Origin of the sequence: Klebsiella sp. CN_Kp113, from assembly GCF_040064585.1 — a bacterium.
In the GTDB taxonomy this organism is placed as follows: domain Bacteria; phylum Pseudomonadota; class Gammaproteobacteria; order Enterobacterales; family Enterobacteriaceae; genus Klebsiella; species Klebsiella michiganensis.
The window spans coordinates 307,229-319,827 of the sequence record NZ_JBEAID010000018.1; the positions used below are offsets into that span (position 1 = coordinate 307,229).

Genomic DNA, 12,599 nt, shown 5'->3' on the forward strand with positions numbered 1-12,599 from the left:
GCCGTTTATTTCGGGGCCAGCGCGCTCATTTCGTCGCGTAATTCCTGCGTCAGCGCCGGGTCTTTCAGGATTTTCTCAAGCTCTTTTCTGAAAGTGGCGTTATCAAGCAGGTTGGATTTGAGGTCGCGTAATAAATTCCGCATCGCCAGCATGGCGCGGAGCTGGGGAATCTGGCGGGCCACCTGCTCCGGTTCGAAATCTTTCATATCGGCGAAGCGGAGCTGAATATTTTCTTCGGCGCTATCGCCGGCCAGCGTGTTCTGTACCGTGAGGCTGATTTCCGGGCTGAATTCCGAAAGTACGCTGTTGAAGTTATTTTTATTGACGTTGATTTTTGCTCTTTCCGATAATGGCCGGTCTTCTTTGCCATTACTGAAATCACCGATGGTGAGGAGTTTCAGCGGCAGCTCGACTTTCTTCTGCGCGCCTCCTGTGTGCAGAGCCAGCTTTAAATTAATGCGTGCCTTGGGCACCTCATTCTGGAACGTATCAGCCATAGCGGTCCCTTCCCGTGAGGAATAATGTGTTAAAGATAACGGTGTGTGATGACCCGGATATAGTAGAGCAAAGCGCCAAAAAATATCAACCAGCCGGTTGCAAAGTCCATTATAAGACTTTCCTCAGGCATCTTAAGGCAAATGTAAAAATGAAATGCATGAGACAAACAAAGCCGGTATGTAATAACAACCATTTGCTTACAATAAAGGAAGAATGTATACCTCATGCAGCAATATGAATTAAATTCATATCTGAATACACAGAATTGATTGATGCAAATCAATATGTAACGCAAATACTGGTCATTCCGGATACTGAAAAGCGCGCGAGCAGGGGCGTAAGAAATAAATTATTTTTTATCGTTTACCGGCCATGAAAAAGTCCAGTAGTGGATTTTAATATGGCTATAATTAATGGCTACTAGGATTAATATAAAACTCACAAATAATATCTGCCAAATATCCGGTATCGATGGTTAAACCGGACAATGTATAGATTCGCGCTGAGAGAAAAAGAAATAGCGGCATTTCATTCAGCGGATATATTAAAACACAACTTACAATAATGCCTCTCACTCATATCATGTCCTATAACCTTCCTTGCGCCCTCCCCGTAGACAGAGAGAGACAGCGTCTTTCTACTGTGAGCCATCCCAGTCAAGTCGCCAGAGAGAGCATTCAGCGTTAATGATCCCTCACATCATAACCAGACTGCCCGGCCTCAACGCTGCACTTTCCCCCTCAGCCCTTCTCTTTACCGTCACAGATTCAAAACCTTGATCTTCTCCGTGGCTCAGCGCAGCATGGAAATGCAAACACACTAAAACAAGAATTCGCAACCCAATCACAGGAGAGAATCAGTGCAAACAGGACATCGCTTCCAGGCCACGGATCTGCATCAATTTGTTAAAACCCTTTTCACCCATATGGGAAGCTCCCTCACCGAAGCATCGCTTATCGCCGACCATCTGATTGCCGCTAACCTGGCCGGGCACGATTCCCACGGCGTCGGCATGATCCCAAGCTACGTACGCTCCCACGCGCAGGGTTATCTCCAGCTCAATCGCCACGCCAGCGTGATGAAAGACGCGGGCGCGGTGGTCACGCTGGACGGCAACGGCGGCTTCGGCCAGGTGGTGGCCCATGAAGCCATGCAGATCGGCATTAAGAAAGCCAGAGAGCACGGTATGGCCGCCGTGGCGCTGCGCAATGCGCACCATATTGGCCGCATCGGCTACTGGGCGGAACAGTGCGCGGCCGCCGGAATGATCTCTATCCATTTCGTTAACGTCGTTGGCAACGTGATGGTCGCCCCGTTCCGTGGGAAAGACAGCCGCTTCGGTACTAACCCGCTGTGCGTGGTGTTCCCGCGCGCCGGCCATCCGCCGCTGCTGCTGGATTACGCCACCAGCGCCATCGCCTTCGGTAAAACCCGCGTCGCCTGGCATAAAGGCGTCCCGGTACCGGCGGGGTCGCTGATCGACGCTCACGGCGTCCCCACTACCGACCCGGCGGTGATGCAGACGTCGCCGCTGGGGGCGCTGCTGACCTTTGCCGAACATAAAGGCTACGCGCTGGCGACGCTGTGCGAAATTATCGGCGGCGCGGTATCCGGCGGTAAAACCTCGCATCAGGAGACGCTGCAGGGCAGCGTGGACGCTATCTTCAACTGCATGACCACCATTATTCTCAGCCCGGAAGCGTTCGATGCGCCGGATATGCAGCGCGAGACCGAAGCGTTTATCGACTGGTGTAAACGGTCGCCGCACGACCCGGACGCGCCGATTCTGGCCCCGGGCGAGTGGGAAGAGGCTAACCGCCAGCAGCGTCTGGCGCAGGGGATACCGCTGGACGCCGGCAGCTGGCAGGCGATTTGCGCCGCCGCCGAAGAAGTCGGTTTACCCGCCGACACCCTCGCGCAGCTGCGCCAGAAGCTGGCCTGATTTTTCCTCGATGACGCCCGAACGGGCGTCATGTCATCGTCATTAGTGTCGACATCACCGCCGCCCCGCCCCGCCTGATCAACTATTCTATACAAATTCAATAAGTTAAGTTTTGGCACAGCGTATGCATAACGCTCCCGTCATTTGCCGGTGCGCTGGCTCATGACGCCCTGACAAAGGCGGGCCGGGCCCGGTCTGTCGTTGTTGTTTATTCTCTGTTAACAGGTCTGTTACTGATGAAAAAAATCACGAGCGTTTGCCCTTATTGCGGGGCCGGTTGCAAACTTAAGCTGGTCGTCGAAAACAATAAAATTCTCCGTGCCGAAGCCGCCGATGGCGTCACCAACCAAAATCAGCTGTGCCTGAAAGGCTATTACGGCTGGGATTTCCTCAACGACACCCAGCTACTGACGCCGCGTCTGCAGCAACCGATGATTCGCTATCAGAAAGGCGGTAAGTTCACCCCGGTCAGTTGGGAGGAAGCTATCCGCTATACGGCGAATAAACTGCGTGAAATAAAGGAGAAGCACGGCCCGCGCGCCATTATGACGACCGGTTCATCGCGCGGTACCGGGAATGAAACCAACTATGTGATGCAGAAATTCGCCCGCGGCGTGCTCCACACCAACAACGTCGACTGCTGCGCCCGCGTCTGCCACGGCCCGTCGGTAGCCGGGCTTCAGCTGGCACTCGGTAACGGCGCGATGAGCAACTCGATTAGCGATATCGAAAACTCGAAATGTCTGCTGGTCTTTGGCTATAACTGCGCTGACTCCCACCCTATCGTCGCCCGCCGGGTGATTAAAGCTCGCGAAAACGGGGCGAAAATCATCGTCTGCGACCCGCGCCGTATCGAAACCGCCCGCATCGCCGATCGCCATCTGCAGCTCAATAACGGCAGCAATATGGCGCTGGTCAACGCCTTCGCCCACGTGCTGCTGGAAGAGGATCTGTATAACCACGACTACGTCGACCGCTTTACCGAGGGGCTGGACGCCTATCGCGAAACGGTGAAAGACTATTCCCCTGAAGCCGTCGAAGGGATCGTCGGCGTGCCGGCCGCTGAAATTCGCCAGGCGATGCGCATGTTTGCCGCCGCGCCTTCCGCCACCATTATGTGGGGCATGGGCGTCACCCAGTTCGGCCAGGCGGTGGACGTCGTCAGAGGGCTGGCGAGCCTGGCGCTGTTAACCGGTAACCTCGGACGCGCCAACGTCGGCGTGGGTCCGGTACGCGGACAAAACAACGTCCAGGGCGCCTGCGATATGGGCGTCCTGCCGAATATGTTCCCGGGCTACCAGGACGTCACCGACGCCAGCGTTCGCGATAAGTTTGCCAAAGCATGGGGCGTTAACCCGGCTGTCATGGACGACCAGGTCGGTACCCGGATCACCGAAGTGCCGCACAAAGCGCTGGCTGGCGAAATCAAAGCCTACTACATCATGGGTGAAGATCCCCTGCAAACCGAAGCCGATTTAGGCCTGGTGCGTAAGGGGATTGAAGCGCTCGATTTTGTGGTGGTGCAGGATATCTTTATGACCAAAACCGCCGAAATCGCCGATGTGCTGCTGCCCGCCACCTCATGGGGCGAACACGGCGGCGTCTTTACCTGCGCCGACCGCGGCTTCCAGCGCTTCGAGCAGGCGATTATCGCCACCGGTAATGTTAAGCGCGACTGGGAAATCATCAGCCTGCTGGCCAGCGAAATGGGCTACCCGATGCATTACGATAACAACCAGCAGATCTGGGACGAAATGCGCGAGCTTTGTCCGCTGTTCTATGGCGTCACCTACGAGAAAATGGGCGATATGAACCACGTCCAGTGGCCGTGCCCGACGCTGGATCACCCCGGTACGCCGTGGCTGTATAAAGATAACCTCTTCGATACGCCAACCGGCAAAGGCCAGCTGTTCGCCGCCCCGTGGCGCGCGCCTGCCGAGACGCCGGATGAAGCGTATCCGCTGGTGCTCTGTACCGTGCGCGAAGTCGGCCACTACTCGTGTCGTTCGATGACCGGCAACTGCGCGGCCCTGCAATCGCTTGCCGATGAGCCGGGCCGGGTGCAAATCAACCGCGCCGACGCGCAGCGCCTCGGAATCGCCGACCAGCAGCTGGTATGGGTCAGCTCGCGGCGCGGTAAGGTGATTACCCGCGCCGACATCAGCGATCGCATTAACGAAGGCGCGGTGTATATGACCTATCAATGGTGGGTCGGCGCCTGTAATGAGCTGACGCAGGATAATCTCGACCCGATCTCGAAAACGCCGGAAACCAAATACTGCGCGGTGAAGGTGGAGGCTATCGCGGATCAGCGCTGGGCCGAGCAGTATGCCTGGACAAGCTATAGTGAGATGAAAGCCCGCCTGAAAGCGGCGGTGAACGTGTAAAACACCGCGGGGAGATGCGCGCATCTCCCCACATATCCACTTTTGCTCCCGGGGGCGGCGCGCAACGCGCCTTGCCCCGGCTACAGATTCACCGCCATCTGCGGATCGGTAGCCCGGACAGATGCGCAGCATCGCCTCCGGGAAATTCAGCTACTCTGCGCTCTGTTCCCGGGGGCGGCGCGCAACGCGCCTTGCCCTGGCTACAGATTCAGTGCCGTCTGCGGGCCGGTAGCCCGGACAGATGCGCAGCATCGCCTCCGGGATCGGTCTCTTACGCCAACAGTTTCTCCACCAGCGCCGTCCACAGCGCCACGCCGTGCGGGATCAGCGCATCGTTAAAATCATATCCGGCGTTATGTAGCGGCTTTGACGCCGTCTCGCCATCGGTGCCAATCCAGAAATAGGCGCCCGGGCAGGCCTCCAGCATGCAGGCAAAATCTTCCGAGGCCATAGAGGGATTGCCGTTCCAGCTCACCGCCGATTCCCCCAGCAGCGCGGTCGCCACCTCGCGAACCTTTTGTGCTTCAGCCGGGTGGTTGGTGGTGACGGGATAACCGGGATACCAGGCGATTTTGCCTTCCACGTCTGATACCTGCGGCTGGGCGGCGACATAGCTTTCAATCAGCCCCCTGACCCGCTCACGCACCTGGTTATTCAGACAGCGGAAGGTTCCGCGCAGCACCACTTTATCCGGCAGCACGTTGATCGCCTCCCCGCCGGAAATCTGGGTAATGCTTACCACCGTGGATTCCTGCGGCGACAGGCGGCGCGACGGAATGGTTTGCAGCGCCATAATCAGCTGCGCCGCGGCGACAATCGGGTCCGCCCCGCGCTCCGGCATCGCCGCATGGCAGCTCTTGCCGGTCAGGGTAATTTCAAACGCATCGAGAGAGGCCATCATCGCCCCGCTGCCGATCGCCACCTGGCCCAGCGGCATACCCGGCCAGTTGTGCAGCGCGTAAATGGCATCCATCGGGAAGCGCGCAAACAGCCCCTCTTCCACCATCTTACGCGCGCCGCCCAGGTTCTCCTCAGCGGGCTGGAAAACAAAGTGAACGGTACCGCGAAAGCGGCGGGTTTGCGCCAGATGCGCCGCTGCCGCCAGCAGCATCGCGCTATGGCCGTCGTGGCCGCAGGCGTGCATCACGCCCGGATTACGCGATTTATAGTCGACGTCGCTCTGCTCGGTGATCGGTAGCGCATCCATATCGGCCCGCAGGCCAATTACCGGACCCGGGCCGTTCTCCAGCGTCGCGACCACGCCGGTGCCCGCCAGACCGCTATGCACCTGAAGGCCAAATGAAGCGAGCAGTTCAGCGACCCGGCGGGAGGTTTCCTGTTCCTGATACCCCAGCTCAGGGCAAGCATGAAAATCACGTCGCCAGCGAATGGCCTCGGCGATCAGTGAAGGGGATACAGCCATGTCTTACTCCTTTCCTGCACAGCTTCAGCGCTGAACGAGTGTTTTATGCAATACGTTGGGGCTACAGGTAACCCGCTAGCCTATTGGTTATATCCTTTCGCCCGCTCGCTGACAACTGCCGCCAAACCCTGCGCCAACGCGCCTTTGCGCGGCATCCCGCCTGCACTGCGTTTTTTTGTAGTCATATCAACGGTGACATAAGGCGTGCGATTAATTATTATGCAGCTATACTGGCGTTTTGCCGAATAATTCACTCTACAGACCTCCTTAACCGGAAATAAAATGTTCAACCCAGAGCAGAATCGTCTTGCCCCCACGCTGGCGATGATCATGGCGGCTTCATTAGTGGGATTTATCACCGGATACACGGTACCCTTAATCAGTCTGGAGCTGGCGCAGCAGCAGGTTGATACCGTTTACGTCGGCCTGCTGGCCGCGCTACCGCCAGCGGGGATGATGATCTCCTCCTTCCTCTCGCCCGCGCTGTGCCGGCGCTTCGAGATGGGGCTTCTGCTCTCCGTCAGCCTGGTGGCGCTGGCGGTGGCAACCATCGCCTCCTGCCTGTCGTTTGATATGGTTCATCTCCTGCTGCCGCGGCTGGTGACCGGCCTGGCGTCAGGGGTGATTATCGTCATTGGCGAAAGCTGGATCACCGGCGGCGCGGCGGGTAAAAACCGGGCAACCCTGACCGGCATTTATGCCTCCGCCTTTACCGGCTGTCAGCTGGCGGGGCCGCTGCTGATCTCCGCCGGAGAAGCGTATCAATCATGGACTCTGCTGCTCGTCGGACTGGTGACCCTCGCCTGTCTGCTGATGCTCCGCCATTTGCCCTCCGGCAGCCGCGAACGGCTGGCGGAACGCGCCAGCTGGCGCAGCCTCGGCGCCTTTTTGCCAGTACTGGCTTCCGGCGTATTCTGCTTCGCCTTTTTTGATGCCAGCATACTGGCGCTGCTGCCGCTTTACGGTATGGATAAAGGGCTGAGTGAAGTGACGGCGGTACTGCTGGTCACCGTGGTATTAACCGGCGATGCCGTATTCCAGGCGCCGCTGGGCTGGATTGCCGACCGCTTCGGTATCCGCCGCGTGCATCTGACCTGCGCGGTGGTCTTCTGCCTCGCCCTGCTGGCCTTACCGTTCCTGCTGGCGTCGCATATCCAGCTGATTGTCGGCTGCCTGCTTCTCGGCGCTGCGGCGGGGGCGCTCTATACCCTGTCGCTGGTCCGCGCCGGGAAGACCTTCTCCGGGCAGAAGCTGATTATGATCAACGCCCTGCTGGGATTCTTTTGGTCCGCGGGGAGCGTCGCCGGACCGGTGGTCAGCGGATTGCTGATCAGCGTCGCAGGGTATGATGGTCTGCTGATGACGCTGTTTGTCAGCGGCGCGCTGTTCCTGCTGATTCAGTGCCTGGGGAAAAGCGAAAAAGCCCTGCTGGCGGACGAACGCGAGCGCGAAGAAGAGATGGATGATATTAGCGAGGCGGCGCGGTAACGCTTAAGGGCAGGCACGGTTCGGCAGAACGAAAGCTCCCTCATCGCCCGCGCAGGGTCTTCTCCCCGGCAGCGCAGTCGCGCGCCGGGGCCGGTAGCCGTTACAGCACTTTACTCAAAAACGCGGCGGTGCGCGGGTTAGTCGGCGCGCTAAAGATCTGCGCCGGTTTCCCCTCTTCCTGAATAATGCCCTGGTCGATAAAGATAACCCGGTCGGCCACTTCGCGAGCAAAGCCCATCTCGTGGGTTACGATTACCATGGTCATCCCTTCGCTGGCGAGGTTTTTCATCACCTCCAGCACGTCGCCCACCAGCTCAGGATCGAGCGCCGAAGTGGGCTCATCAAACAGCATAATCGACGGCTTCATCGCCAGCGCGCGCGCGATGGCCACCCGCTGCTGCTGCCCGCCGGAGAGGCTGGAGGGCCAGGCGTCGCGCTTGTCGCTCAGCCCGACCTTCGCCAGCAGCTCTTCCGCCAGACGCACCGCCTCCGCGCGCGCCGTGCCGCGCAGGCTCATCGGGGCCATAATCAGATTTTCCAGCACCGTTTTGTGCGGGAACAGATTGAAGCGCTGAAAGACCATGCCGACGCTTTCCCGCATCTTATTCAGATCGGTGGCGCGATCGTGGGCAGCGAAGCCGTTTACCTCAACCTCGCCTTCGCTGACGGTTTCCAGCGCGTTCATGCAGCGCAGAAAAGTGCTTTTCCCGGAACCGGACGGGCCGATAATACACACGACTTCCTGCGGCTTAATGTCGCAGCTGATGCCGCGCAGAACGTGGCTGTCGCCGAAGCGCTTGTGTAAATTATGAATGTGAATCACTTTTGCCAAACCTCTTTTCCAGACGGTTAACCAGCTGCGCCAGCAGGAAAGTAATAACCCAGTAAACCAGGGAGATGGTCAGGTAGGGTTCCCAGTAGGTGGCGTAGGCGCCGGAAACGGTGCGCGCGGCGTAGGCCAGATCCGCCAGACCGATGGCCGACGCCAGCGAGGAGTCCTTAACGATGGCGATAGCGTTGTTGCCCAGCGGCGGCAGAATGCGACGAAACGCCTGCGGCAGAATCACCTGACGCATGGTTTTCCACCACGGCATTCCCAGCGCGCGGGAAGCTTCCATCTGCCCCTTATCGATCGACTGGATCCCTGCGCGGAAGATCTCCGACACGTAGGCCCCGGCATTCAGCGTAATCGCCACGATACAGGAGAGAAACGCGCCGTAGTTTGAGCGCAGCTCGCGAGCGAAATCAGCGCTCATCATGCCGCTGGTCACCAGCAGTCCGTCGCGCGGGTTGATAAACAGCGGCACCAGCGCGAAGTGCACCACCATAATTTGCACGAACAGCGGCGTACCGCGAAACGCGCTGACGTAAAAGCGCACCGGAAACTGCACCAGGTAACGCAGAACGTATTTCCATACCCCGTGCTCGGCTTTCGCCATCCGCCCCAGCCCGAGGGTCAGCCCCCACAGGGTGCCGAGGATCACGCAGATAATGGTACATTTAATGGTCATCAGGGCACCGTCCATAAACAGCGGACCGTACTCCTCAATGATCTCCCAACGGAATCCCGTCATAGCCCTTCCCTAAAAAATACGGCTATCGCCAGAGTCGATAGCCGTGATGAAAATAAAAATGCGAATTATTGCGCTGGCAGCGTCGGGACGTTCTCGTCGAACCAGGTTTTATAGATTTTGGCGTAGGTGCCGTCAGCGATGATTTTCTGTAAACCGGCGTTGATCTTCGCCTGCAGCTCGCTGTTGCCTTTCGCCACCGCGATGCCGAAATACTGGCGCTCAAATTTGGCATCCGGCACCAGCTTGAACTGCTTCTCCGGGTGCTGCTTGATGTAGTATTTCACCACGCCGACGTCGCCGACCGCCGCGCTCACGCCGTCTTCAAACAGCTCCTGCAGCATCAGCGGAGTATTATCAAAACGTTTGATCGCGGTACTGTTCTTGCCCAGCACGTCGGAAACCACGATATCGCCGGTGCTGGAGTTCACCACGCCGACTTTCTCGTTTTTCAGCGCCTCAAGGGAGGAGACCTTTGAATCCGCCGGCACGACGATGGACTGCTCGGCCGGGAAATAAGGGGCGGAGAAATCCACCATCTGCTTACGCTTATCGGTGATAGTGATCCCGGAGATAATAATGTCGCGGTCGCCGGTGTTGAGGGTGGCGAAGATCCCTTCCCACGGCGTATTGACCAGTTTGATATCAAAGCCTTCCGCTTTGGCGATCGCTTTGATGATATCGATATCAAAACCTTCCAGCTGTTTCTGGCTGTTCTCGAACTCAAACGGGCGATAGGTTCCGCCGGATCCCACCACGTAAGTTTGCTGAGCCGCGTGGGCGGTGCCGATCATCGCCGCCACCAGGCAGCATGCTTTCATCCACTTCTTAACCATGACAACTCCGTTTTATGCATTAATTTTGCATAAAAATACACACTGTCAGCATGGCATGCAACCGGAAACCTTCCCGACGGTAAATTATCTGCCGTTTAGCTTCGTTTACCGCCGGATTTCCCGATGGCCCGATGCAATTCATTGATCCGCTTCATCGATTTCACCGTTTTTTGCGGCGCGGTGGAGGCGACCGACAGCACGATCATCTCCAGGCAAACCAGCACCGTCCCGTGCAGCGGCACCCGCCCATTATCGCCGCCGCGCGGCACCTCAATGACCACCTGCGCCTCCTGGCTAAAGCGGGAGTCCAGCGCCTGGGTGAGTAAAATCGTCGGGATCCCCAGACGGCGGGCCTCGCGCAGGGTCGTCATCCCCTCCCGGTGCGGCGACTTCTGCCCCATCATAATCAGCACGTCGCCGCGCTGCAGGCCGATCAGCTGCTCGGCGAGGCTAAACCCGGTGCGGTTCATTACGTACGAAGGCAGGCCGATGCGGCTCAGCAGCCTGGCGGTATACTCCGCCAGAATGCCCGAGGCGCCGATCCCAAAAATCCCCACCTGGCGCGCGTCGGTCAGCAGCGCCACCGCCTGGGCCACCGCGGCGCGGTTGTCGGGGCGCGCAAGCACTTCGCAGGCCCGCTGATGCCCTTCCAGCACGAAATCGATGCTCGAATTGACGTCGCTGGATAAGGCGCTCACCGTGGAGATCATTTTTTCCGACGAGGTCGCCGACGGGCCGAACCAGCGCTCCATGGTCTGCTTCAGCTCCCGCAGTCCGGCGAAGCCGAGCGCCTGGATGGCGCGCACCACCGTGGCGTCCGAGGTATTGGTCGCGGCGGCGAGTTCCATGGCCGTGCGCTCCAGCACCGCTTCCCGGTTTTCGTTGATATAGCTCACCACCGCCAGCAGACGCGGCGACAGCTGATGCGCGCGGGCGCGAAAACGTTCGCCGAACAGGTCAACCCGCCCCTTCTCTCTTTTGACCACCGTTTTCATTTCAGCCCCTCGGGCAAAGGACGACCGGCAATGTGCGACTGTACCTGGGCGACCATCAGCGACAGCGAGGCGTAGGAGTTAGAGATAACCTCCTCGCGCGGCAGCAGAATGTAGCGCCCGGTGCGGCAGGCGCGCATAAAGTCGCACCAGCCGGGCATCACGCCCTCCATCGCCTGCAGCTCATCCTGGGGCCTGCCGCCGGTATCGGAACGCCAGGTGGCAAATACGAAATCAGCATCCAGCGCCGGCAGCTGCTCGGCGCTGACGTCAATACGCTGGCCATCGGGGATGTTGTCAATCAGCGGCGGGAAGCGGAATCCGGCATCGCGCAGCACGCGTCCCAGCGCATGATAGGCGTGATGCACGGTAACCTTGCCGTTGTTGGCCTGAATCACCGAGACTACGATGTTTTGCGTATCCACCATCGCCTTTAGCTGGGCTATCTGCGCCTGATAGCGGCGTTCGAGGATTAAGAGCCGCGGCTGGGTACCGGTGAGCTGCGCCAGCTTGCGGTAGATGCGCGGCGCGCTGCCCTGCAGGTGGTCGATGCTGACCGTTGGCGCAATCTTCTCCAGCTGCTCCACCGAAACGTGGCGGCTGGGCTCGGTAATAATCAGGTCCGGTTTCGCGGCGGCCACCGCTTCGAGATCGATATCCGCCGTGCCGATAAACCGAATCGCGCTGTTATCGAAATCAACGCCGGTCAGCTGTGCGCTGGCGCGTAAAAAGTGGCTGCCGTCCGGACGCGTCCTCCCGTGGCTGGCCACCGGCGGGACGCCAAGCTCGATCAGCGGGATGGTGATATCCAGATCGTGCAGCGACACAATGCGCTGCGGGTGCAGCGGAACGGTCACCGTACGACCCAAATCATCGGTGAAGGTTTGCGTATCGGCGGCCGAGGCGACGCCCGCCAACAGCACCAGCAGAGAAACGAACCAACGCATAGCGATCCTTTTTGATTTACAGGGCGTCACGGCGACGCCAGAGCAGAACGATAAAAAACGGACAGCCGACCAGCGCAATAACGATCCCTGCAGGGATCTGCAGCGGCGCGAAAGCCAGTCGGCCAATTGTATCGGTGGCTAACACCAGCAGCGCGCCAACCAACGCGCTGCCACAGAGCAGCGCCACCTGGCCGCCGCGCAGCAGAAACCGCGCCATATGCGGCGCCATCAGGCCAACGAAGCCGAGGCTTCCGACGCAGGAAACGCTGGCGGAGGTCAGCAGCACCGGCGCGAAAAAGCGCAGCAGGGTTAGCTGCTGCAGGCGTACGCCGAGACCAATGGCAGTGCGGTCGCCGAGCAGCGCCGCATCGGCGGCCCTGGCGGTCAAAAAAAGGATCAGCGCCCCGGGCAGCGCCCAGCAGAAGGCGACGGCCAACAGCGGCCAGGTCGCCGCGTGCAGGCTGCCCGCCAGCCAGATCATCGCCGTTTGAACATCGCGCACGTCGGGGGGGGGG

Annotated in this window: 10 protein-coding genes and 1 pseudogene; 3 read left to right on the top strand and 8 right to left on the bottom strand. The window is 59.1% G+C overall.

Annotated features, from left to right (window positions below; genetic code table 11):
* Positions 1-5: 5 nt before the first annotated feature.
* Positions 6-497: a type VI secretion system contractile sheath small subunit gene (tssB, locus tag ABLV30_RS11545; protein ID WP_014229069.1), complete on the bottom strand. Its 492-nt coding sequence runs from the start codon at positions 495-497 to the stop codon at positions 6-8.
* An 860-nt stretch (positions 498-1,357) separates the two neighbouring features.
* Here tssB and ABLV30_RS11550 point away from each other — a divergent pair.
* Both ABLV30_RS11550 and fdhF read left to right on the top strand, forming a co-directional pair.
* The gene (locus tag ABLV30_RS11550; protein WP_042945327.1) at positions 1,358-2,440 is read left to right on the top strand and encodes a malate/lactate/ureidoglycolate dehydrogenase; all 1,083 of its coding nucleotides are present in this window, start codon (positions 1,358-1,360) and stop codon (positions 2,438-2,440) included.
* A 236-nt stretch (positions 2,441-2,676) separates the two neighbouring features.
* Entirely contained in the window at positions 2,677-4,827 is a 2,151-nt protein-coding gene (gene fdhF, locus ABLV30_RS11555) for a formate dehydrogenase subunit alpha (RefSeq protein WP_047723678.1), read from the top strand.
* A gap of 271 nt (positions 4,828-5,098) precedes the next feature.
* Here fdhF and ABLV30_RS11560 read toward each other — a convergent pair whose 3' ends face one another.
* Complete coding sequence (locus tag ABLV30_RS11560) at positions 5,099-6,250, bottom strand: M20 aminoacylase family protein (RefSeq protein ID WP_025108182.1); 1,152 nt, start codon at positions 6,248-6,250, stop codon at positions 5,099-5,101.
* A 282-nt stretch (positions 6,251-6,532) separates the two neighbouring features.
* On the opposite strand from ABLV30_RS11560, the gene ABLV30_RS11565 reads away from it, so the two are divergent.
* Positions 6,533-7,738: an MFS transporter gene (locus ABLV30_RS11565; protein WP_154950542.1), complete on the top strand. Its 1,206-nt coding sequence runs from the start codon at positions 6,533-6,535 to the stop codon at positions 7,736-7,738.
* A gap of 100 nt (positions 7,739-7,838) precedes the next feature.
* Here the strand turns inward: ABLV30_RS11565 and ABLV30_RS11570 are convergent, their stop codons facing one another.
* The 6 genes and pseudogenes from ABLV30_RS11570 to ABLV30_RS11595 form a co-directional block, all read right to left on the bottom strand.
* The gene (locus ABLV30_RS11570) at positions 7,839-8,561 is read right to left on the bottom strand and encodes an amino acid ABC transporter ATP-binding protein (protein WP_025108184.1); all 723 of its coding nucleotides are present in this window, start codon (positions 8,559-8,561) and stop codon (positions 7,839-7,841) included.
* A complete protein-coding gene (locus ABLV30_RS11575; protein WP_004102832.1) occupies positions 8,545-9,312 on the bottom strand; it encodes an amino acid ABC transporter permease in 768 nt (255 codons plus the stop codon). The genes ABLV30_RS11570 and ABLV30_RS11575 overlap by 17 nt, the downstream gene beginning before the upstream one ends.
* A 65-nt stretch (positions 9,313-9,377) precedes the next feature.
* Positions 9,378-10,145, bottom strand: a complete 768-nt coding sequence (locus ABLV30_RS11580) for a basic amino acid ABC transporter substrate-binding protein (protein WP_004851663.1) — start codon at positions 10,143-10,145, stop codon at positions 9,378-9,380.
* 95 nt (positions 10,146-10,240) lie between these two features.
* Positions 10,241-11,140 carry a MurR/RpiR family transcriptional regulator gene (locus ABLV30_RS11585; RefSeq protein WP_102804043.1) on the bottom strand — a complete coding sequence of 300 codons (900 nt, stop codon included), beginning with the start codon at positions 11,138-11,140 and terminating at the stop codon, positions 10,241-10,243.
* Positions 11,137-12,107 (bottom strand): annotated as a pseudogene (locus ABLV30_RS11590) (iron-siderophore ABC transporter substrate-binding protein); the annotation flags it as partial. The pseudogene ABLV30_RS11590 and the gene ABLV30_RS11585, both read right to left, overlap by 4 nt.
* Positions 12,101-12,599: iron ABC transporter permease (locus ABLV30_RS11595; protein WP_241182819.1), on the bottom strand; the 499-nt coding region annotated here is incomplete at its 5' end. The pseudogene ABLV30_RS11590 and the gene ABLV30_RS11595, both read right to left, overlap by 7 nt.